Source organism: Bernardetia sp. MNP-M8, from assembly GCF_037126285.1.
In the GTDB taxonomy this organism is placed as follows: domain Bacteria; phylum Bacteroidota; class Bacteroidia; order Cytophagales; family Bernardetiaceae; genus Bernardetia.
Genome location: NZ_CP147012.1, coordinates 4,900,875 through 4,923,197, shown reverse-complemented (window position 1 = coordinate 4,923,197; position 22,323 = coordinate 4,900,875). Strand labels below are relative to the sequence as shown.

Annotated in this window: 16 protein-coding genes and 1 riboswitch; of the genes, 8 read left to right on the top strand and 8 right to left on the bottom strand. The window is 30.8% G+C overall.

All coding sequences use genetic code 11. From position 1 onward, the window contains the following. Positions 1 to 156: 156 nt before the first annotated feature. The 3 genes from V9L04_RS19880 to V9L04_RS19870 form a co-directional block, all read right to left on the bottom strand. A complete protein-coding gene (locus V9L04_RS19880) occupies positions 157 to 834 on the bottom strand; it encodes a PH domain-containing protein (RefSeq protein WP_338791683.1) in 678 nt (225 codons plus the stop codon). A gap of 226 nt (positions 835 to 1,060) precedes the next feature. After that, positions 1,061 to 1,672 (bottom strand): superoxide dismutase, encoded by a 612-nt coding sequence (locus V9L04_RS19875; protein WP_338791682.1) that lies wholly within the window; start codon positions 1,670 to 1,672, stop codon positions 1,061 to 1,063. A gap of 452 nt (positions 1,673 to 2,124) precedes the next feature. Beyond that, positions 2,125 to 7,266, bottom strand: a complete 5,142-nt coding sequence (locus V9L04_RS19870) for a BspA family leucine-rich repeat surface protein (protein WP_338791681.1) — start codon at positions 7,264 to 7,266, stop codon at positions 2,125 to 2,127. 486 nt (positions 7,267 to 7,752) lie between these two features. Between V9L04_RS19870 and rocF the strand changes: the two genes are divergently transcribed. Further along, on the top strand, positions 7,753 to 8,808 hold the full coding sequence (gene rocF, locus V9L04_RS19865) for an arginase (RefSeq protein WP_338791680.1): 1,056 nt from the start codon (positions 7,753 to 7,755) through the stop codon (positions 8,806 to 8,808). A 125-nt stretch (positions 8,809 to 8,933) separates the two neighbouring features. On the opposite strand, the gene aroC is transcribed toward rocF, so the two are convergent. The 3 genes from aroC to V9L04_RS19850 are packed head-to-tail and all read right to left on the bottom strand — an operon-like array spanning position 8,934 to position 12,824. Beyond that, on the bottom strand, positions 8,934 to 10,010 hold the full coding sequence (aroC, locus tag V9L04_RS19860) for a chorismate synthase (RefSeq protein ID WP_338794216.1): 1,077 nt from the start codon (positions 10,008 to 10,010) through the stop codon (positions 8,934 to 8,936). A 29-nt stretch (positions 10,011 to 10,039) separates the two neighbouring features. Continuing rightward, complete coding sequence (locus V9L04_RS19855) at positions 10,040 to 11,233, bottom strand: hypothetical protein (RefSeq protein ID WP_338791679.1); 1,194 nt, start codon at positions 11,231 to 11,233, stop codon at positions 10,040 to 10,042. A gap of 25 nt (positions 11,234 to 11,258) precedes the next feature. Beyond that, the gene (locus V9L04_RS19850) at positions 11,259 to 12,824 is read right to left on the bottom strand and encodes an MBOAT family protein (RefSeq protein WP_338791678.1); all 1,566 of its coding nucleotides are present in this window, start codon (positions 12,822 to 12,824) and stop codon (positions 11,259 to 11,261) included. Positions 12,825 to 12,989: 165 nt separating this feature from the next. Here V9L04_RS19850 and V9L04_RS19845 point away from each other — a divergent pair, with 165 nt between their 5' ends. The 5 genes from V9L04_RS19845 (at position 12,990) to V9L04_RS19825 (ending at position 17,194) form a co-directional block, all read left to right on the top strand. Beyond that, positions 12,990 to 15,206 carry a 7TM diverse intracellular signaling domain-containing protein gene (locus V9L04_RS19845; protein WP_338791677.1) on the top strand — a complete coding sequence of 739 codons (2,217 nt, stop codon included), beginning with the start codon at positions 12,990 to 12,992 and terminating at the stop codon, positions 15,204 to 15,206. A gap of 125 nt (positions 15,207 to 15,331) precedes the next feature. Then, positions 15,332 to 15,742: a hypothetical protein gene (locus tag V9L04_RS19840; RefSeq protein ID WP_338791676.1), complete on the top strand. Its 411-nt coding sequence runs from the start codon at positions 15,332 to 15,334 to the stop codon at positions 15,740 to 15,742. A 145-nt stretch (positions 15,743 to 15,887) separates the two neighbouring features. Next, a complete protein-coding gene (locus tag V9L04_RS19835) occupies positions 15,888 to 16,298 on the top strand; it encodes a hypothetical protein (protein ID WP_338791675.1) in 411 nt (136 codons plus the stop codon). Between the two features lie 63 nt (positions 16,299 to 16,361). Next, complete coding sequence (locus V9L04_RS19830) at positions 16,362 to 16,769, top strand: hypothetical protein (RefSeq protein ID WP_338791674.1); 408 nt, start codon at positions 16,362 to 16,364, stop codon at positions 16,767 to 16,769. 23 nt (positions 16,770 to 16,792) lie between these two features. After that, complete coding sequence (locus tag V9L04_RS19825) at positions 16,793 to 17,194, top strand: hypothetical protein (protein ID WP_338791673.1); 402 nt, start codon at positions 16,793 to 16,795, stop codon at positions 17,192 to 17,194. Between the two features lie 156 nt (positions 17,195 to 17,350). Here V9L04_RS19825 and V9L04_RS19820 read toward each other — a convergent pair whose 3' ends face one another. Together V9L04_RS19820 and V9L04_RS19815 are read right to left on the bottom strand one after the other, a co-directional pair. Then, a complete protein-coding gene (locus V9L04_RS19820; protein WP_338791671.1) occupies positions 17,351 to 18,322 on the bottom strand; it encodes a DUF4440 domain-containing protein in 972 nt (323 codons plus the stop codon). A 199-nt stretch (positions 18,323 to 18,521) separates the two neighbouring features. Further along, positions 18,522 to 20,069: a SpoIIE family protein phosphatase gene (locus tag V9L04_RS19815; RefSeq protein WP_338791670.1), complete on the bottom strand. Its 1,548-nt coding sequence runs from the start codon at positions 20,067 to 20,069 to the stop codon at positions 18,522 to 18,524. A gap of 402 nt (positions 20,070 to 20,471) precedes the next feature. Here V9L04_RS19815 and V9L04_RS19810 point away from each other — a divergent pair, with 402 nt between their 5' ends. Together V9L04_RS19810 and V9L04_RS19805 are read left to right on the top strand one after the other, a co-directional pair. Beyond that, positions 20,472 to 20,618: a hypothetical protein gene (locus tag V9L04_RS19810; protein WP_338791669.1), complete on the top strand. Its 147-nt coding sequence runs from the start codon at positions 20,472 to 20,474 to the stop codon at positions 20,616 to 20,618. A 50-nt stretch (positions 20,619 to 20,668) separates the two neighbouring features. Next, positions 20,669 to 20,975: riboswitch (cobalamin riboswitch) on the top strand. Positions 20,976 to 21,028: 53 nt separating this feature from the next. After that, a complete protein-coding gene (locus V9L04_RS19805; protein ID WP_338791668.1) occupies positions 21,029 to 22,126 on the top strand; it encodes a DUF5074 domain-containing protein in 1,098 nt (365 codons plus the stop codon). Positions 22,127 to 22,323 lie beyond the last annotated feature (197 nt).

Here is a 22,323-nt window from a genome sequence, read left to right as displayed (position 1 = left end):
ATATTCTGAATTTGCAACATGTAGCCTACTCTTTAGAGTGAGTATCGTACTTTTTAAAGCACGAAAAAATTAAAAACAAATTTCGACAAAAAATACGTTTAAAACCTAAGTTTTAAACGTATTTTATGAATAGCTTAAATTTGCTGAAGCTAAATTCTAATTATTAATATATTTCAAAAATATCTCTGAATAGTCTTTTCTGACATATTTTTGTTTTGCATCATCCAAAAACTGACCAATATAATTAGTTACTTTTTCTAATTCTTCAGCTTGATTTGCTCCATCATTTCTATTGTTCGATACTACTTGAATAGCTTTATTGAGCGTATCATAAGCACCATTATAACTTGAATAATTACTACTTTCTATAAGCGACATTTCATAAAGAGCTTTATACAAATCTTTTAGTTGTTCTAACTGATTTTTATCGACATCAACAGAAAAAGAAATGCCTCCACTATCTGAAGAAGAACCCAGTTTTGAAAAAGCAGATGCACTAGATGCACTATTTCTTGCGCCCAACTTAAATTTTATTTCTACATCTAAATCTATTGTTCCTGCTGTTTCTAATAAAACATGTGAAACAGGATACTTATAATATTCATATCTTTTTAATGTTCGTTTTTTGCTCATTGCACTTGTTCCATCTACATGAATCAAGGCACGATTGGTAAAACAATATTCGTCTTGTTTGGATTTGATAAGAAAAAATATTTTTTCATTGTCTTCGTGTAAAATATAATCATCAGATTCAACTTTATCATAATCTTTTGGAGGAATAATTTTTCCAATATCACTAAGACCGAGAGCTTCAGAGGCAAATTTTTTGAACATAAATAAATTATTTGTTAGGTATAAATGGTTAAGAACTTGTTTAAATAAAGAAATACATAATAAAGCGTATGTATATTGTTAAAGTAGTTTGTACGTCTAAAAACGAAATAAGGTTATTTAAAATTTGGTTTTATCTTTTTTCTTCAATCCAATATACTAAAAAAGCGTTCTATCTCAATGAGATAAAACGCTTTTTTAGTTATTTTTCAATTTTATAAAAGAAAAATTATTTAGCTTTTTTATAATTTTCAGTTACCTGATCCCAATTAGCTACATTCCAAAATGCACCTACATAATCAGGACGTTTGTTTTGATATTTGAGGTAATAAGCATGTTCCCAAACATCAATTCCAAAAATAGGAGTTCCTTTTTCAGAAGCTAATTCCATTAAAGGATTATCTTGATTTGGAGTTCCTGTAACTGCTAAAGAACCGTCAGCTTTCACGATAAGCCAAGCCCAACCTGAACCAAACTGTGTTTTGGCAGCATCTTCAAATTTAGTTTTGAAATCTGCAAAAGAACCAAATGCTTTGTTGATTGCTTCTGCAAGCTCTCCAGAAGGTTCGCCACCACCGTTTGGCGACATAACTTTCCAAAAAAGATCGTGATTGTAATATCCACCACCGTTATTGCGAACAGCTTTACTAGTAGAAGAACTCACATTTTTGATAATTTCTTCAATGCTTTTTCCTTCCATATCTGTACCTTTGATAGCATCATTTAGCTTATCAGTATAACCTTGATGGTGTTTTGTATGGTGGATTGTCATTGTTTGCTCATCGATATTTGGTTCAAGAGCGTTATAAGCGTAAGGCAACTTAGGAAGTTCGAATGCCATAAGTAAAAAATAGTTTAGGGTTAAAAATAATGTTAAAAATAAATTCAAAAAAAAATAGAATGAATTATAAAATTACCAACCCAATTAAAACTGAATTGTTTGAGAAAATATTTATAAAAATGTTGATAAAACTAATTTGAAATTTTATTCCAACAGCTACTCTTCTTGTAAACTTTTTTCGTTTTTTTCATCGTCCGAAAGCAGGTATTCTTTATTTTTACTTCAACTAATAATTTGCTTACGACACTCAATTTAGTTTGGGGAGTTCTTGGTTATTATTATGATAGATTTGTTTGTCAATACTGCCAGCATACCAATTGAGGAAAAACAAAAAACTAATGTGGTAAAGCTAATCAAGATGGAACTTGAAGATTGATTCTTTTAAAAGCAAAAAGCCTCTACAAATTATCGTAAAGGCTTTTTTGATGTTTGAACTAGAAAGAAATATTATTTTATTGAATAATCAGTTGTTTTGTATATACTTTTCCTTGAGAAACAATCTGAACTACATAAACACCTGCACTTATTTTTGGAAGTGTAATAGTAGTAGTTTTCTCGTTTCTAGAAATTTCCTTACTGTAAATTGTTCTACCTAGTGCATCTACCAAAACAAGATTTGTCTTTTGATTGGTTGTGGTAGCAAATTCTACTTTAAACGAACCATTATTTGGATTTGGATAGACAGTAAATATTTTAGCAGATTCTTCTTCAATTCCAGTTTCTATATCGAAAGTAAATGCTTTTTCTTCGGTTTCAAATTCACAGCCTGAAATATAAGTTACTTTTGCTTTGTAGCTTCCACTTTCAGTTGGTTCAATCGTTCTTTGATTTGCAAAACTAGCTACTTCAGTTCCATCTTTAAACCAAACTACTGAAACAATAGAATCAGAAGACGAAACAGTAATTGTTTTGTCAAAAGAATTCTCTTTGTTTATCGTAATCATTGCATCTGGAGATTGTGTTTCGGTGATTTCTACTTCATTTGATTCTACTTGACAACCTTCTGCTGTTATAATTTCTACTTTGTAAGTTCCAATTTCAGAAGTAACTAAAGTAGATGAATCATTTGAAATAGCTGTATCATTTCTAAACCACTTGTAAGTAAAACCTGTGCCAGTTGTTACAGACAGCGTTGTTTCTTCATTTGAACAAATTTCTGTTTTATCAGCAGAAAGAACCACAACAGGCAAATCTGTAATTGTAACAGCAATACTCACGCTATCCAAACACGAAGGCTGACTTGCTGTTAAAGTGTAGTTTCCAAACTCTGAAACTGAAATTGATGTTCCTGTTCCTACATCTGTTCCATTTAAAGACCAAGTATATATTACATTTGAGCTTGTATCTTGAGCATTTAGCATTCCATTTCCACAGAAAGTAACTTCACTTCCTTGTTCGATTTTGGCAGTTGGAGCATCTACAAAAACCACTTTTGTAGCTTCAGAAACAGCAAAACAACCTTCTTTTGAAATTCTTACAGTATAATTTCCTTCAAAAGAAACAACTAATGCTCTTGTATTTCCTACCTGAATATTATCTCTAAACCAAAGATAAGAAGCATTTTCTACTTCGTTGGCTGAAAGTGTAAAGGTATTGGTACACGATTCGAACAAACTTCCTTGCTCAACAATTGCCTCAAAAACTTCTTTTATTGGAACAACAACTTCTAATCGTTCACTTTCTAAGCTATTTATAATAACCGAAATATAAAAAGTAGTTGTATCATTCAAAGCAGGTGTTTGAATAGTTGCATTAGATGTTTCAAAAAGTGGTGTTGTAGCATCTTGAGAAGTATAAACACGATAGACAGCTCCACTACTTCGTACTTCAATTGTGCCACTTTCTCCTTTACAAGCAGCTTCTAAAGAAAATAAAGTTGGCGTTGATGGAATGGTACGTACTTGAACAAAGTTAGTAGTCGCTGTATTATTTCCACAAATAGCTTTTATAGAATAGGTATATTGTGTGCTTGAACTAACTAATGAATCAATAAATGATAATTGAGAAGAAACAATAGTTTCTAGTAACTGATTATTTCTCCAAATTTCATAATTGATAGCATTTGAATTTGCTGGAGTTGCCCAAGATAATTTTACTCTTGTTGCAGAAAGTGCTTCTGCTGTCAAATTAGTTGGCAACTGGCAATCTGCAATTGGTGGATTTGAACCACCAGCAGGATCACATAAAGGCAAGACATCCAAAATTGTATTTTTGACTGTATTTGTGATAATTGGAGCATTCGTATCAAAATAAATATAAGATTTGTTTTCAATTCTTGAAGTATCTGTATGTGTCGCAATTTCATCAAGTTCAAAAATAACATACCCTTGACTTAAAGCAGGACTAGAAGTGCTATCAGGAAGATTAATATCATCAAAACGGAAATTGATAACATTATTATTTGCTGTTGTATCTACAACCATTGGGTGGCTACTTCCCACAACTCTCAAAGAGCTTCTATCCAATAAATTACTCAACGAATCTACAATGTTTACATTCAAAGCAGGTGCATTTCCTGTATTTTGGAAGCGAATTGTATAAGTCAATGGCAAATCTGAACGCTTCGTAAATTTCTCATCACAGATTCCTTGTGGATAGACTTGTTTGTCATTCGGGTCGTAGGAGTTTATGATTGGAAAGCAATATGATTTTAAATTATTTGAAGGAGCAAGGTCATTTGTTTCAGGTGTAATATGTCCTGTAAAACAAACTTCATCGCCAATATTTAAACTTATATCTGGAGTGACAAAAACTTTAACTAAAAAACTTCTATCATAACTCAAATCTGTTACATCCCAAAATAAATCATTTCCTACGATTCTATCTGGAGTAATGGAAGCCGAATTATATGTTACAGTAGCAGGTAAAGTAACTTTTACTTCCCCTGATTGAGGAGCGCAAGAATAATTATTTGCAAGAACTGTAATTGAAGAAGCTATCGCAGGGCGCATAGGCTCAGAAATAATATTTACATTAAAGTCATAGCTTGTAGCCGAAGGAATAATCATTACAGGTTGAATAGTTTGATTTCCTGCTTGATCTGTGATTCGTAAATTAAAGTTTCTTGTAAAGCTGTTTCCACAATAAAGACGTAAACTATCTAATCCTGTATGATTAAATACTACACCTATATTTGTAGAATCTGTACAATTATCATTCAAAGAAGTAAGGAAATTTCTAGCTACAATAGTAGCTTGATTAGAAGCATCAAAAAGAATAGGGAGTATTCTCGTTACAACAACTGGACGAATAGTATCTTTTACGTGGATAATTGTAGGAGAAGTTTCTGTATTTCCACTATTATCTGTAACTCGTAAAATTGCATTGTAAATAGAATCAGTACAAGAAAAAGTACGAGTAGCTAAACCTGTATCGTCAAAAAGGTATGAAACTATTGTGTCTCCACAAGCTGCTGAACTAGCACTATCTAATAAAGCTGCATCTACGCTGACTTGTCCTGTACTATCTAAATAAGCAATATAATTAGTTTTGCTTACTGCACTTAATGATTGAGAGGCAGTTACTAACATTTCTAATCGCTCGCTATTATTACAACCTACAATAGAATCTAAAGCATAGAAGTAAGTAGAATCTTGAGTAAGAATTGGAGTTGTAAAACTATTTCCTATGTGTAAAGGTGTTGTATTTGTAGGCGAATCGTACCAATAAACCGTTCCTCCTCCTGTAACTTCTAAAACAGTAGTGTCATTCAAACATGCTCCGTACTGATTTTGAGGTAAAGTAATATTATCTATTGACAATGTAGTAACTAATACTTCTAGTCGATTGCTACTTCCACAACCTACAACTGAATCTTGAGCATAAAAATAAGTAGAGTCTGCTATTAGAGTTGGGGTAGTAAAATTATTTCCTGTATAAATAGGCGTATTACTTGTAGGCGAATTATACCAAGATACAACTCCATTACCTGCCATTTCAAGAGTAGTTTGTGTATTTGGGCATAAATCATATTGATTTTGTGGTAAAGTAATGTTATTTATTGATGCTCCTCCAAATGTGTCTCCTGTAATAATCCAGTTGTTAGGAGCAGAAGTAAGGATACTATGTGCTGCTGCACCACTACAGTAAGTTAAACTATCAGCACCCAAAGATACATTTGGCTGTATATTCTGTGTAGCCCAGCCTATTAGTGTAGAGTCATAGTTTGGGATATTTATTCCAGAACTAGAGAGCATACCTTCCATAAATCTAACATTAATAATATTCCAACTTCCAATAGGTTGATTAAAAGATGTAGCATTATTGAACATACCTCTCATATCTGTTACACTTTGAGTATTCCAATTTCCAATAGGTTGATTAAAAGAATTAGCACTTGCAAACATACCTCTCATATCTGTTACATTTTGAGTATTCCAATTTCCAATTGGTTGGTCAAAAGATACAGCATTATAGAACATGACTACCATACTCGTTACATTTTGAGTATTCCAATTTCCAATTGGTTGATTAAAAGATGTAGCATTATTAGATGGAAGATTATAAAACATAGACCCCATATTCGTTACATTTTGAGTATTCCAATTTCCAATTGGTTGATTAAAAGATGTAGCGGCAGAGAACATTCCAGTCATATCTGTTACACTTTGAGTATTCCAATTTCCAATTGGTTGATTAAAAGATATAGCATTATGGAACATATAACTCATATTCGTTACATTTTGAGTATTCCAATTTCCAATATCTTGGTTGAAAGAAGAAGCATTTTCAAACATATTAGACATATACATTACACTTTGAGTATTCCAATTTCCAATTGGTTGATTAAAAGATGTAGCATAACGAAACATAGCACTCATCCCTATTACAGTAGAAGTATTCCAATTTCCAATATCTTGGTTGAAAGAAGAAGCACCTTCAAACATACTAGTCATACTCGTTACACTTTCAGTATTCCAATTTCCAATATCTTGGTTAAAAGAAGAAGCACCTTTAAACATACTAGACATACTCGTTACACTTTCAGTATTCCAATTTCCAATATCTTGGTTGAAAGAAGAAGCACGTTCAAACATACTAGACATACTCGTTACATTTTCAGTATTCCAATTTCCAATATTACCGTTAAAAGCAGTACATCTATTAAACATATCAGCTAACAGGCTTACTTGAGAAAGGTTTGGTGTGTCAATAGCATTGTATGTAAGGTTAGTGCAACCGTTAAATGTTGAACTCATACTTTTCCAAACATTAATTCCCCACTCTTCTATAGTCCTAATTTTACTTTGTGATTGCCAATGAATGCGAAAGTGAGGGAAAATACCTGTAATAGCTACTTCATAAGTACTTCCCCTTTCTAAGCCTGCTATAGTATAGTTGTTCGTTTGACCTGTAGCAGAACCATTCCCTACACCTGTATTAGTGAGGTTTGTCCAAGTGATGTCATAATCGTATACAAAACCAGGGTGAAGATCTGTAAGAATAGTAATTCTTCCATCCTCAGCAATCCAAGTAGTACGAAAAGCCTGTGCATTTGCTAGATATGTACTAAAAAAGAATAATGTAAAGAGCAGAGAGAAACCAAATAGTATAGTTTTGATTTGGTTTCTAAAATTAGAATATGATTTTGTCATCAAAGAAATTCAATTGCGAATTATGAAATTAAAAATTACTATTCTTGGGATTGAGAATGTAATTTATAACTATGAATAATTCTGTGTAGAAATAGAATAAATAGTAATAGAGGGGATTTGTAGACACAAAGGTACATTTTTATTTTTGAAATAAGTAAGGATTAGCGAAATAAAAGGAAAGTTTATTTTTTTCTATGGCAAAAATGCAATTGGTTTTTTTCTAAAAAATCAGATTTTATAAATGTTTTCTTTAGGGGATTTTGATTACTTTTGCAAAATGAAAAAAATAGGCACTTTTTGCCTTCATTTATACTCAAAATTTATTGAGGAAATAGCATTTTGAATTTGAATTTCCTATATTTCAAACTTTCAGAATCGTTTTATTTAATTGTTGATTATTTTATACACAATTGTCAATTAAATCAAATTATAACTTGAAAATAACACATAAATACAGGACACAAATTTTATCAATACAAAAATTATATGGATTTTATAAAACTTATTGAAGTACGTTCAGAATTAGGAGCAGGAACACGAGGGGCAAGTATGGGAGTGGATGCACTCAAAACAGCTTGTTTGGATAAAGGAAGCGATTATTTTATTCGTTTTGATATTGCAGAGGTAGAAACTGAAAATGATGCTCTTTTTGAATCTACGCCTTATGACCATGCAAAACATGTAGATTCGGTCTATAAAGTAGAACGTAGAACTTGTGAAGCGGTAAGAGATGCCATCGAAGATGGTTATTTTCCATTGATTTTGGCTGGCGACCATTCTACAGCAGCAGGTTCGATAGCAGGAATTAAACTAGCTTATCCTGACAAAAGACTAGGTGTAATTTGGATAGATGCACACGCAGATTTACACTCACCTTATACTACTCCTTCTGGAAATATTCATGGAATGCCTTTGGCAATTGCTACAGGAGAAGATAACAAAGAATCTCGTAGGAATGATCCACATAAAGATACTGTAAAGTGGTGGAACAAACTCAAACATATTGGAGGAAACGGACAAAATGTTCTTCCTCAAGACATTGTTTTTGTTTCAGTTAGAGATGTAGAAGAAGAAGAAGAATTTTTGATGAATAAGTATGGGATTCGTAATTTTCCTACTTCAGAAGTTAATTCAAAAGGGGTAGAACAGATTTCTAGCGAAGTTTTGGAGCATTTAGGACATTGTGATTTGATTTATATTTCTTTTGATGTCGATAGTCTTGACCCAAAAATATCAGAAGGAACAGGAACACCAGTTGAAAATGGACTTAGTGTAGAACAGGCCAAACAACTCAACTCAATTTTGATAAGTAATGATAAAGTTTGTGCTTGGGAAATGGTAGAAGTAAACCCTACTTTAGACTGGGAAAATGCAATGGCAGAAGAAGCATTTGATATTTTGGAATATGTAACTGATAGCCTTTCTGAATCAAGAGAAAGCTCTACTCGTCAAAAATTGGATACACAACATCCACGCAATCCATCTGAATTAGAAGGATATTTTAGAACGATTGCAGAGGAAATTGCTGAAGAAGAAGAGTAGAATCAAATTGTGAATGGTGAATTATAAATTGTAAATTATGAATTGAAAATCAGTGTAGCTAGTTATTTAATACCTAATTAGCTACGCTGATTTATCAAGTCGTAATTATTCATTTTTAATTAACCTCATTTCTTTCTCAAATAAAAATCAGCAATCACAAGGGCAGCCATCGCTTCCACAATCGGAACAGCTCTAGGAACTACACAAGGGTCATGTCTTCCTTTTCCAGAAACCACAACTTTATTTCCTTCTGTATCAACACTTTCTTGGTCTTGCATCAGAGTAGCGACAGGCTTAAAAGCAACTTTGAAATAAATATCTTCGCCATTACTAATTCCTCCTTGTATTCCTCCTGAATGATTTGTTTTTGTACGAACTTTTCCGTTTTCATCGGTATAAAACTCGTCGTTATGTTCTGAACCTTTGAGTTTTACGCCTTCAAAGCCACTTCCGTATTCAAATCCTTTTACGGCATTTATACTCAACATTGCTTTTCCTAGTTCAGCATGTAGTTTGTCAAAAACAGGCTCTCCCAAACCAACAGGAACATTTTCTAAGACACAAGAAACAACTCCACCAATTGTATCGCCTTCATTTTTGACTTTTTCTATTAAATCAATCATTTTTTCTGCTGTTTCTTCATCTGGACAGCGAATAATATTCTCTTTATTTTGATTGTACTTAGAAAAGTCCAATTCTGAATAATCCTTTTGCAATGTAATGTTTCCCACTTGAGAGACATAGCCTTGAATAGAAATTCCTTTTGATTTTAAGAATAATTTTGCAACTGCTCCTGCTGCTACTCGTGCAGCTGTTTCTCTTGCTGAGCTTCTTCCTCCACCTCTATAATCTCGGTTTCCATATTTTTGTTGGTAGGTATAATCTGCATGAGAAGGACGGAATTTTGTAGCAATGTGTGAATAATCGCCACTTTTTTGGTCTTGATTAGGAATAAAAATAGCTAAAGGAGTTCCAGTGCTTTTTCCTTCAAAGATTCCTGATAAAATTTGTAGGTTATCTTTTTCTTTGCGAGGAGTTGTTATTTTGGATTGCCCCGGTTTTCTGCGTTTCATTTCACTTGCTAGAAATTCCAAATCTATCTCCAAACCAGCAGGACAGCCGTCTATGACAACACCTATGCCTTCGCCGTGAGATTCTCCAAAAGTGGTTATTCTAAAAATATGTCCGAATGTATTCAAAATGAGTTTGGTTTTATTTTTTTATAATGTCTTTAATTTTCTTCTAATTTTTTGAGAATTGATTTTGTTTCCTTGATATTTTCTTCAATTAAATGTGTTGTTTTATCTAATTGATATGATTTTTCAAAGTAGCTCAAAGCTATTTTATATTGTTTTTTCTCAAAATGATAAATTCCTAAATTACGATAAGCATACGAATTTTTATCATCAAGTTTCATTGAAGTTTGAATATCTTTTAAACCTTCTTCTGTTCTTCCTAATTTTATTTTGGCTAATCCTCTGTTGTTATAAGAATGAGAAAACGCAGAATCTAAGTGTATTGCTGCATCAAAATCCAAAATAGCTTCTTCGTATTTTTCTACTAGATTATAAGTATAACCTCTATTATTGAGTGTAAAAGTGTTTTTTTTATCTAATTCTAAGGATTTTTTATAGTAATGAAAACACTCTTGATATTTTTGTGTGTAAGACTTTGCTAAACCAAAATTACAATAATGATTAGAAGTTAATTTGTGGTTTTTCTCTAAATAATCTACAAACTCTTCAGCTTCTATATATTTTTTACTCATTAAATAAGACTGAAATAAAACATCAATAATTAATGGATTTTTATGTGTTCTATCTACTAGTTCTTGTAAAGGAACTATTGCTTTTTCGTATTCTGCATTATTAAAATAATCTACTCCTTGATGAAATAGTGCAGTCAGTTCTTCATTTATATCAGAAAGTTGTTCTTCATCAGTTTCACTATATATATAATTTTTCATTGTCGTTCCAATGATATCTTCAATGAAATCATCTTGTTGAGTAAGGGAAAACAAAATATTTAGACAAGAAGCTACAAAAAGTAAAATACTGGCAACTTTTATAATTTGATGAAAATTATATTCATCTGTCAAATAGTAAAGTCCTAAAGAAATGAGAAATGTAATAAAAGTAGAGCCTATCTGTATAATCTTCTTTTGAATAGACAAAAAGCGAGTATCTATAAAACGACAAGAACCTTGAAACCAAAAGTAATTTTTTACAAAGAAGAGTTTGAAACGACTTATTTTTACTTTAAAACTTTCCTCTTCACTTGGTAAAGAACCAAAATAAAGCTCAATATTTTCGTTGGTAAATAAAGAGCCTACTAAAGCACGACTAATTTGATTCAAAAATAGTATTGAAGGAATACCAATAAAGATAAATAAGATTATACTAAGAACGATAGAAGTCGTATCCATAGATTTTTATTCTTTACACTTACACCTAAAACTGAAAATAAATAAACGGCTGTACCCCTTCAGATTGCGTTTGCAAAATAATCTGAACAACGATTAAATAACAAACAGCTTTTGCCCAAAAGGGAAGCGAAGCAAAATAATTCCCTAAGTTTTGATACGATAATTTTGAACTAAAATGTGCAACTAATCCTAGAACAAGCATTACAATAAATAAAGGACGAGTTTCCCAAAAAGGAAGCGCATAATCAAAATCTGTTGTGGTTAAAATTTTATGAATAGAAAACCATGCTTTTTCAAAACTCTCTGCTCTAAAGAAAACCCATAAAAAAGCCACAAAATGAAATGTCATAATCCATCCAATACTATTTTTTAATGAATTAAATAGATTATCAGAAGTAGAAAGAATTGTTTTCTTCAAAAAGCCTATTTTCTGATTATTATTTATATTATAATCGTCTAAATTATTTTTCTTAAATTCTAAAATAAGTGTCAAGTAAAGTTTATGAACAACTAAACCCACTCCATGCATAGCTCCCCAAAAAACAAATTTCCAATCTGCACCATGCCAAAAACCACCAATCAGCATTGTCGCCATAAGAGCCAGATACATTCTCAAAATGCCATGACGATTTCCACCTAAAGGAATATAAATATAATCACGCAGCCAAGTAGAAAGTGAAATATGCCAACGTCTCCAAAACTCTGTAATTGAAGTAGCCAAATACGGACGGTCAAAATTGATACAAAGCTCATAACCCATCAGCATGGCGAGTCCGATTGCCATATCCGAATAACCTGAAAAATCACAATAAATCTGAATGGTATAGCCATACATTGCCAAAAGATGCTCAAAGCCTGTATAACCTGCTTCATTCGAATAAATCAAATCTACATACTGAGCCAAATAATCAGCCAAAACAGCTTTCTTAAAGAGTCCTTTCAAAATCCAAAAAAGTCCCCAACCTAAGTTAACCGAATCAAATTCTAATTTTTGGCGAATTTGTGGTAAAAAATCTTTTGCCCTAACTATAGGACCTGCCACAAGTTGAGGAAAAAAACTAAGATAAAAGGTGAAGTCAAATAAGTTTCGACAAGCAGGAATTTCTTTTTTATAGACATCAACAACATAACTAATAGCTTGAAATGTAAAAAAAGATATTCCAATAGGAAGAAAAATAGATTCTAATTGAATATTTTGAGAAGTAATTGCATTCCAGTTTTTGAGAAAGAAAAAAGTATATTTGAAGTAAAAAAGTAAAGCTACGTTTACTAAAATACTAATCCAAAGTATTATTTTTCTGTTTCGTTTTAGCTGAAAAGAATCTATTAAGAACCCACTTAAATAATTGAAAAGAGCAGAAAAACCAAGTAAAAAAACAAATCCTCCACTAGATTTGTAATAGAAAAAAAAACTAAAAGCAATGACATAAACAATTCTCAACAAATCATTTTTGTAAAGAAGAATATATCCACCATAAAAAATAAGAAAAAGAACCAAAAAAATACCACTATTAAAAAGTAGAGGAGCATTTTGAGTATAAACTAAAAACTGATTTAAGAGATGATGTAGTAATCTTTCTAATTCTATCATATTGTATCTTTAAAGCTATTAAACTTTAAGTGTTTTTTATAGGATTATTTTTTGTAAAAAATACTTTAACAAATTTGAAATATAAATAGGTAATGGATTTATTTATTTTTATTGTAATTTAGATTTATTGAACTGTTTTATTTGAGTATCCATCTGCCTTTCCAAATGCAAAACTATACATTAAAAAATACATTTCCATATTTATCTTCCTATTTACTTAGGTTTTTGTCTGTTCAAATGATTTTTAGAATTCATTTTGTGCTAGGAATTCTATTGGTTTTTTTATTTTCTTCTTGTTCTTATCAAAAAGAACTTTCTATCGAATCTGAAAAAGGAATAATAGATCTTTCAGATAAAATAATGGACTCAGAAGAAGTAATTATATTGAAAGGTGAGTGGCAATTTTTTTGGAATAAATGGATTTTACCTAAAAATATAGAAGAGCAAAAAGAGTTTCAATATGTACTTGTTCCAACATCATGGAATACCTATAAAGACCCAAAAACGGGAGAAAATTATCCATCAAGAGGTGCAGCAACGTACCGAATTCAAGTAAAATTGCCTAGAAATCTGCGTAAAAATTTGGCTATCAAAATTCCTAAAATATGGTCTGCAAACAAAGTATTTGTCAATCAAAAATTAATTTATGAGGCAGGCAAAATGACAACAAATGCAAAAGAAGCTGATGATGTTTTTTCGGGAGACTTACTTATGTTAGAGGGAGAAAATGCAGAACTAGATATTGTTGTACAAGTAGCAAATCCTGATTTTTTTATTGGTGGAATTCTTGAAAATTTCAAAATTGGAATATACAAAAATCTGTTACAAACTAAGGAAATAAAGCAGACATGGAGTGGAATTTGGCTTGGACTTCTATTTTTTATTGCTGTTTATCATTTTGCTTTATTTCTTTTTCGCCCAAAACAAAAATCGACATTATATTTTGGGCTTTTGACTTTCTTTTTAGGAGTTATTCATCTGATTTTTGCAGACCATTATTTTTACGAATATCTTCATTTGCATACAAGTTTTGATTCAAGTCTTCAACCAAGATTTTATTACGGTTCGTTTTTCTTGCTTTTTCCAACAGCTATTTTATATTTGCAATCACTTTATCCAAGAGAGGCTAAAAAGTTTATGTTTCCTGTTTCTGGAGGTTTGGCTGCTTTGAGTCTGTTGTTTTTGCTTTTACCGACTTATATTTTCCTTCAATTTATACAGTATTTACAGATTGTTCAGATGGTTATTGCAATCCTTTTTGGTGTGATTATATTAGGAACAGCTATTTACAAAAAACGAGATGAAACGCTTTGGCAAACTCTAGGTATTGCATTTTTACTGCTTACAGGCATACATGATGGACTAAATACAGTAGGAATTTCGCTAACCTCATATTTTGACTTGATTCAATTTGGCTTTGGTGCTTTTATTCTTTTACAAATGGGAATTCTTGCCAAACGTTTTTCAAGAGCTTTTAATAGAGTAGAAGATTTAACAATAAATTTGGAACACAAAGTAGCTGAAAGAACTCTTGAAGTAAATGAGCGAAATACTGAATTAGAACAGCAAAGTCACATTTTGGAGGAAAAAAATCAACATATTACAGATTCAATTCGTTATGCTGCACGAATTCAGCAATCAATTTTAGGAGACAAAAATGGTTTAGAGGATTTATTTCTTGAGAGTTTCGTATTGTTTAAACCTCGTGATATTGTTTCTGGAGATTTTTATTGGTTTACCAAATTGATTGTTAATGAAAAAATACATTCTATTGTCGTTTGTGCAGATTGTACAGGTCATGGCGTTCCAGGGGCATTTATGACCGTTATGGGAAATGATTTATTGACAGAAATTGTAATTAATAAACAAGTAACTCAGCCAAATGAAGTTTTAAAACTTCTTGATGAAAAAGTAGAAGCTACATTTAGAAATCAAAATACTAGAGATGGAATGGATATTTCTATTATTAATTATTGCCACACAACCCGAACAGTAAAGTTTGCAGGCGCAAAAAATCCATTGTATTTAGTAGAACATGGAACAATACAAGAAGTAAAAGGCTCAAAACATGCTATTGGAGGAGGAAAATCAAATTATAAAAAGCGAAAAGAAAAAAGCTTTGAAACATCTACATTTATTCTTCCTCCTCAAACAACACTTTATATGGCAAGTGATGGTTTTCAAGACCAATTTGGAAAGCCAAAAGATGGACAAAGTGAAATTAGGAAATTCATGAAAAAACGGTTTAGAGAACTTTTGTTAGAAATAAGTAAACTTCCTATTTCAGAACAAGAAAATACCTTAAATCAGATTTTGGAAGACTGGAAACAGACCGAAAAACAAACAGATGATATTTTGGTGATGGGAATTTATGTAGGCTAAAAAAAAAATCTGTTTTGATAGAAAAACTTTACCTTTGTTGCTATTCTAGTGTAACACTATCAACAAACCACTCTATAAAATCGTTGGTGTCTCAATAAGTTCACATTAAATAAGAATATCTCATCATGAAAACAGAAGTATTAAAAACGGAACATTATTGTATAGAAGTAAACCTTTCAAAAAACAGGATTTATTTTGCAGTATTAGCTAAATGGTCTGGAATAAAAGATTTTGAGAATTTTGAAGAGGTATGGATAGAAACAGCAAAAAGAATGAAACCAAATTTTACAATTCATTCTGATTTGAGATTGATGCCAAAGTTGAATTATGATATAGAGGCTCTTTTTGGACGAATTCAAAGTTATTTGATAGAGAATGGGCTTATTGCTCTTGCAGAAACAGCAGCAGTTGATGATATTTCGAATTTGCAAATACACAGACTTTCTGAACGTAATCAAATGCCTGTCAATAAATTCAAAACTGAAGAGGAAGCTGAAAATTATCTTGACCAATTAGTAGCTAATTTGAATATGTAGTCTTTTTTATCAAGATATAGTTGAAATTTAATTGTAATTAATTAGCAAAACACAAAACCAAATATATGATATTGTGGCTAGTGGAATTTACTTAATAAACAAAATTTAAAGAACTTATTCTCTAGTAAAAAAAAGAGATAAAAAGATGAAAATAGATATTGCAAAGACTCAATATTATCATATACAAATAGATAAAACAAAGAATAGAGCTTATTTTTATGTTCTTGCTCCTTGGAATGGAATTGAAGATTTTCCTACTTTCTTTGAAGAGTGGAAACAAGCTGTGGAGTCGCTTGAAACTAATTTTACAATTCTTTCTGATTTGAAAGTAATGCCAATTTTATCTAAAGAAATTGCAGCTCTATTTTCTAAAACACATAATTATTTTACAGAAAAAGGACTGTTTCATGTAGCAGAAGTAGCAGCAATAAATGACATTTCTAATATACAAATTGATCGTTTGGAAGATAAGAATAAAATTCCCAAAAATATGTTTCCCTCTCTTGAGGAAGCAGAAGAATATCTAAATCAACAAGAAAAAAAGTATAAAAATTAGGGGAATAACATCATAAATAAATTCTATCTTTGTAAACTTACTTATAATTATTAGAAACTGTTTATGAAAAATCAAGTATCAAAAAATATTTACTATACACTAGAAGTAGATTATTCAAAAAATAGAGTCTACCTTTCTATACTCCAAAAATGGAACGATGAAGATGATTTTTGTCATTTTTTTGAAGAATGGCATGAAATAATAAACAAAATAACTGTAGATTTTACCATCATTTGTGATTTTCGTTTGATGCCTATTTTGTCTCGCCAAATGGTAAAAGTTTTTGAAAATATGCAAGAGTATGTTTCTAGAAATGGACTTTGTCATATTGCTGAAATTGTAGCAGAAAATGATATTTCTAATTTGCAAATGGCTCGTATTGCTCAACATTCTGGAGTTCCGATAAGTAGATTCGAAACATACGAACTAGCTGATAGATTTTTAGATAAGTTTTTGGATGAATGTAGATAAAACATAAAAAAATTTATTGTAAAATGAAAATAAAATTAATTGACAGAAAAAATTATATGTTTTCTATTGATACATCAAAAAACCGTGTCTACTTTCGACTTCAAAAAGGAGTTTGGAAAATAGAAGATATGGATATTTTTTTATCTGATTGGAAAGATGTAATTAAAGAAATTCAACCTAATTTTACTATTCTATCAGATATCAGAAATATGCAAATACAGTCTCCAAAGTTAGATAAATATCATGAAGAAATTCAAAAGTATGTAACTGAGAACGGACTTTTAAAGGTTGCTAGAGTTTTGCCAAATAATGATATTGTAAATTTACAGTTTGGAAGAATTGCTGAGCGTTCCTCTCTTCCTCAAAATATATTCTATACAGTAGAAGATGCTGAAAATTTTTTAGATAAAATCAAAAAAGACTAGGGCAAACGCACGAAATTTTTTTATCTTATTTTTGCTACTTCATACAATAAACCTTGCAATATGATACACTAAAATAGAATGAATTATAAAATTACCAATCCAATTAAAATTGAATTGTTTGAGAAAATATATATAAAAATGTTGATAAAAATAATTTTAAATTCTATTCCAAATATCCAAATACATTTTCCATTTTCCCTCTGTTTTTTTCCAAACAATGACGTACTTTCCCTTAAAACTAGATTTTTCTCCTTCTTTAGATTCTGATTCTCCTTCGTAGTATCCAAAATCATAGGCATAATCACCTACTAATTTTATCTCTAAAGGTGTAATTTTATGATTCAGAATTTTGCTTCCATCTTTGATAATCCACTTTTCTTTTATCGCTTCTCGTCCATCAATAATATCCGAACCACTAGGGAAAATCTTGGCATCAATAGAATAAGAATTTGCAATCGCCTCAAAATTAGCATTCATATAGGCTTTTGAAAATGCATCTATATTTTTCAATATAATTTCTTTTTCTTGGTGTGCTGTGAGTTGAACTTGTTTTTTGCAAAATATCTTCCAAGTTGGATAAATGATAGATTCATCTTTGCTTACCCAAGCTCCTGTCCAATCAAAGCTCTCTTTAGAAATATTTGAGAACACAATTTTGTAAAAACCTGCTGCACCAGTTGGTGAAGGTTGATTTTTATACAAAACTATATCACCTTGTTCATTTTTATTTCCTTCCCAAACCGACATAATAGGAATAGCTACTGAGCTACTATAATAATGCACATACCAACGAGAACTATCTGAATTAAACTGACGAATACTGCCTGAATGTTTTCCATCAGCCTTTAGAGTTTGGTCTTGAATAGCCATTCCATTCATGATATATTTGAATTCCCAAGTCATGGCAACTGTATCTGACCATTCTGTCTGATTAATTCGACTGACAGATTTGCAATTACATTTTCCAATTAAATCAGCATAATCTAAAATTTCTTTTGGTGCATCTGCATTTGGTGTGCCATACTGATTTTCTAATGAAGGTTCATTTTTATAAGTGCTTTGAGCTTTACAAATTGAGATAGAGAAAAGCAACAAGATAAAAAATGATACTAGTGTATTTGTTTTCATTTGATTGAATGTTTTTTTATTCAAAGAATTTTTCTAGCTCAAGTTAAAAAAATAAACAACAAAAAAGGCTTTCAAACTAAATAAGTTTAAAAGCCTTTTTATAATTTTGGTTCTATATATACTTTGAAGTTATTTAAGAATGGACATTTTATGGAAGAATGAACACTTTATCTGTGTTCTGTTCTTAAACAATTTCTAACTAACTTCGATAATTTTCTTCATACAAAATTTTTCGAATTTCCAATTGTTTTTGAATAATCTCATCACTTAATTTATCATCATTATATTCATTTTCAATTATTTGTTCTTCTATACTCTTTGTTTTTTCTTGCGATTCATTAGGATCGATTTTGAACCCAAGTATAGTAACATCGTCAGTTTGTTTATTTAGATTTCTCCATTTAAAAAGGGTTCTTTTAAAGACAAGACGCTGTTTTTTCATAGGCTGCTCATAAATTTCTAGTAGAAGTTTTCTCAAATTTTTACTATAAAATTTTGTATTATTTTTTCCTCCAAATTGGTCTTGATAACCATCAGAATACATATAAAAAGTAGTTGGAATAGAAATATCTATCTGATGATTTGTAAAATCTCTAGGTATAAACTTACGAGTAAATGTTTGTCCTATACTCATTCTATCTCCTTTTATCGCCTTTATTTTTCCATTTTGTATATAAGTAAGAGGAGCTTTAGCACCTGCAAAAGAGAGTTGATTTTGATTACTATCAATTGTACAAATAGAAATATCCATTCCATCTCTCACATCATTTCTACTGATAAATAACGTAGAAAAATAATCTTGTAAAGCATCTAAAATAAGAGACGGTTGTGTAATTCCTTTTTCTATAATACTATTCAAAAGGCTTTCTCCTATCATTGTAAGCATTGCCCCTGGAACGCCGTGCCCCGTACAGTCTCCAAGAGCAATTATTTTTTTGTTTTTTACCTCTTTACACCAAAAAAAATCGCCTGAAATAATATCTTTAGGACTATAAAACACCATATAATTTTCATTTCCCAAAATTTGAGTTAATTCCTTTGATGAAGGAAGCATTGCTTCTTGAATACGCAGGGCATACTTAATGCTATCCATTGTATGTGTATTGGCTTTACTTAATTTTTCAGATTGTGTCTTTAATTCTTCTGTTTGTTGAGAAAGTTCGGTGTTTGAAGCTATAAATTTTCTAGCTGATTCGCTGGCTACATAATTGAAATAAGCTGTAATTGTAACTACCATTATGCCAGCACTTATTAAATTCATTATTCCAAATGTAAATTTTCCTGTTTCTGAAATTTCCTGTAAAGGCGCAAAATTAGAAGTATAAAAATAAAGAGCTAGGTAAGAAAAAAAAGCAATCCCATTAGAAAAATAAGAAGTCATGCCCACACGACCTGTTAAAAACGAAGTCATCATTGCCAAAAAGAGATAGTAATGAAAGTTAGAATCCCAGCCTATAATAATAACTGCACAAATAGCGTGAAGAATAATTTCTCCTATAGCAACAGTTAATAGTGTAGACGTATTTGAGTCAATTTGTCTGTTTGCCATAAAAATAACAGCAAAAAGAAAACAACTAGCTATATTAAAATATGCCATTGAATATACTCCAAAAATCAGAAAGCATATCAAAAATACTACATGAGCAGAAAAACCTAAAACTCCTACCATCGTAAGAATAGCAAAATCTCGGTGCTTTTCAGGAGCTAAGTGTTTTGGAACACGTAAAAATGGAATAGAATCTAGCATGAACTATCTAAGAGAGTTTAAAAAATGACTATTGCCTTCTTTGTAGCTTGTTTTTTATTAAATAACATACAAAAAATAATGATTGAAAAATAGTATAAAGGCTAGGAGGTAATAGTTGGAGACATAACTAGATTATATAGATATAGTTTTATAAATTTTCTGATTTATTAGAAAAATTATATAAAATTAGAAATTATTTTATTCCATTTGTCTTAATTTTTCAGCTTTTGCAATTGCTATATTTCTATTCTTTTGAATAGAAGCCGAAATTAAGAATACTTATTTCATACAAAATCCAAATAGGAATTCCGATTAGACACTCACTAATTACGTTTGGAGGAGTATAAGAGCTATAGCCGTTGTTGGTGTCCCTACCGACGACCATCAAGAAAGGAAATCAAAATGAACCTTCAAAAAAGAAGACCTTTTAAAATATCAGTTGTCAATTATAAAAAAGATAAAACGCCTTATACTTGTCAAGTTCAAATCTTTCCTCTTTATTCTAATGAAGTCACTCATTTTATGGCTCTAGAAACACAAATAAGATAAATCTAGTAAAGGGCGATAAAATAATACAAAATCATTTCACAAAAAACACTACCTTTGCAGCTTGAAAAGGTGGTGTTTTTTATATAAAAACACTGAAAAGGGAATACGGTCATCATTTTATGTGATTTATTCCGTAACTGTACCCGCAACTGTGAATTTGGTTTTTTGATAGTTATCAAGTAATTCTACTTCAAAAAATAATTGTGTTCTACATACCACTGCCTAATTATAAATTTATTCAATTCGTAATTTTTAATTAGTTACACTGATTATTTCATAATTCGTAATTGATTTAGGTGGGAAGGTCAGCAATTTTTCAAATCAGTCAGGAGACCTGCCTTTTCTATTCTTGTACTCTCAGTTCGGGAAAAAACTAGAGTCATTATTTTATTTTATTCTTTTTAATTTTTATGTCTATTCGTAATTCTAATTTACGTCCAAACTTTTGGACTCTGTTTTTGTATGTTCTTATTTCAGTTTCTGTTTTTTCTTCTTGTAATGATGACGGAGAAAATACTCCTGATATTCTTGAGGGAAAATATGCACAAGGTTATTTAGTAGTTAATGAAGGTGTTTTTGGAATGAATAATTCTTCAGTTGGACACATCTCTACATCTAATAGTGTTACTCAGCAAATTTTTCAGACCGTTACTGGTGATAGTTTAGGAGATCAACTTCAATCTATATCTATTTTGGAAGATGAAGCTTATTTGATGGTAAGTGGAAGTGATAAAATTGAAGTTGTACATAGAGGAACATTCGAAAGACAGGCAACTATTTTTGATACTACCACCTTCAAATTTGCAAACCCTCGTTATCTTGCTGATGTTGGAAACAATAAAGCATATATTACTACTTGGGGAAATTTTGGAGATATTCCTGCAAAAATTTTGGTTATAGATACTCAAATAAAAAAAATTATTACTACAATAGAAGCTAGTTCAGGTGCTGAATATGTAGTGTTTGACAGTAAGACTAAAAAAGCATTTGTTGCTAATACTTTTGGTTCTACTATTTCAGTTTATAACCCTTCTAGCAATGTATTAGAAAATACAATTGATATTTCTCCAAACAGCCCAAAAGATATGCTTTTAGATAAAAATGGTGATATTTGGGTGACAGCATCTCCTTTTGGTTCTTCAACTGGAGCAATCTATAAGATAAATACATCTACAAATAGTATCGAAACTACTATTCAATTGAATGCAGGAAGTGAAAATGTAGGTGGACATTTAGCTATTAATCCAAGCAAAGATATTTTGTATTATAATTTTAGCAGTGGAATCTATGAGTTACCTATTACTGCGACAGCTCAAGCTACAACTCCAATTATTCAGAATGGTGCTTATGGGGTAAGTATTGACCCTTCAAATGGTGATATTTGGGTAGGAATTGCTAATTTTCAAGGTCCAGAAGGAAATGAAGTAATACAATATGACAATAAAGGAACTCTAAAAAATACATTTACTGCAAGTGCAGGTCCTAATGAAGTTATTTTTCTTCCTTAAGAATCTAAAATTTATACTATTTTATTTCTCCCTATTAAAGAAGTTGTCTCGTCTTGAAATAGTGTTACAGTTTTTTAGATAAATTATATATACATCAGGCAGTTTCTAAACTGTCTGATTTTTCTTTTTTATAGGTTCTTATTTGAACATTTTCTTCTTGATTCTTTATTATATATTTGTACACTTTGCTCTACCAG

What these genes read in the sequence shown, in the direction of transcription:
- V9L04_RS19880 (WP_338791683.1), bottom strand. Translation starts at nt 834, where the DNA reads ATGTTCAAAAAATTTGCCTCTGAAGCTCTCGGTCTTAGTGATATTGGA.
- V9L04_RS19875 (WP_338791682.1), bottom strand. Translation starts at nt 1,672, where the DNA reads ATGGCATTCGAACTTCCTAAGTTGCCTTACGCTTATAACGCTCTTGAA.
- V9L04_RS19870 (WP_338791681.1), bottom strand. Translation starts at nt 7,266, where the DNA reads ATGACAAAATCATATTCTAATTTTAGAAACCAAATCAAAACTATACTA.
- rocF (WP_338791680.1), top strand. Translation starts at nt 7,753, where the DNA reads ATGGATTTTATAAAACTTATTGAAGTACGTTCAGAATTAGGAGCAGGA.
- V9L04_RS19855 (WP_338791679.1), bottom strand. Translation starts at nt 11,233, where the DNA reads ATGGATACGACTTCTATCGTTCTTAGTATAATCTTATTTATCTTTATT.
- V9L04_RS19850 (WP_338791678.1), bottom strand. Translation starts at nt 12,824, where the DNA reads ATGATAGAATTAGAAAGATTACTACATCATCTCTTAAATCAGTTTTTA.
- V9L04_RS19845 (WP_338791677.1), top strand. Translation starts at nt 12,990, where the DNA reads ATGCAAAACTATACATTAAAAAATACATTTCCATATTTATCTTCCTAT.
- V9L04_RS19840 (WP_338791676.1), top strand. Translation starts at nt 15,332, where the DNA reads ATGAAAACAGAAGTATTAAAAACGGAACATTATTGTATAGAAGTAAAC.
- V9L04_RS19835 (WP_338791675.1), top strand. Translation starts at nt 15,888, where the DNA reads ATGAAAATAGATATTGCAAAGACTCAATATTATCATATACAAATAGAT.
- V9L04_RS19830 (WP_338791674.1), top strand. Translation starts at nt 16,362, where the DNA reads ATGAAAAATCAAGTATCAAAAAATATTTACTATACACTAGAAGTAGAT.
- V9L04_RS19825 (WP_338791673.1), top strand. Translation starts at nt 16,793, where the DNA reads ATGAAAATAAAATTAATTGACAGAAAAAATTATATGTTTTCTATTGAT.
- V9L04_RS19820 (WP_338791671.1), bottom strand. Translation starts at nt 18,322, where the DNA reads ATGAAAACAAATACACTAGTATCATTTTTTATCTTGTTGCTTTTCTCT.
- V9L04_RS19815 (WP_338791670.1), bottom strand. Translation starts at nt 20,069, where the DNA reads ATGCTAGATTCTATTCCATTTTTACGTGTTCCAAAACACTTAGCTCCT.
- V9L04_RS19810 (WP_338791669.1), top strand. Translation starts at nt 20,472, where the DNA reads ATGAACCTTCAAAAAAGAAGACCTTTTAAAATATCAGTTGTCAATTAT.
- V9L04_RS19805 (WP_338791668.1), top strand. Translation starts at nt 21,029, where the DNA reads ATGTCTATTCGTAATTCTAATTTACGTCCAAACTTTTGGACTCTGTTT.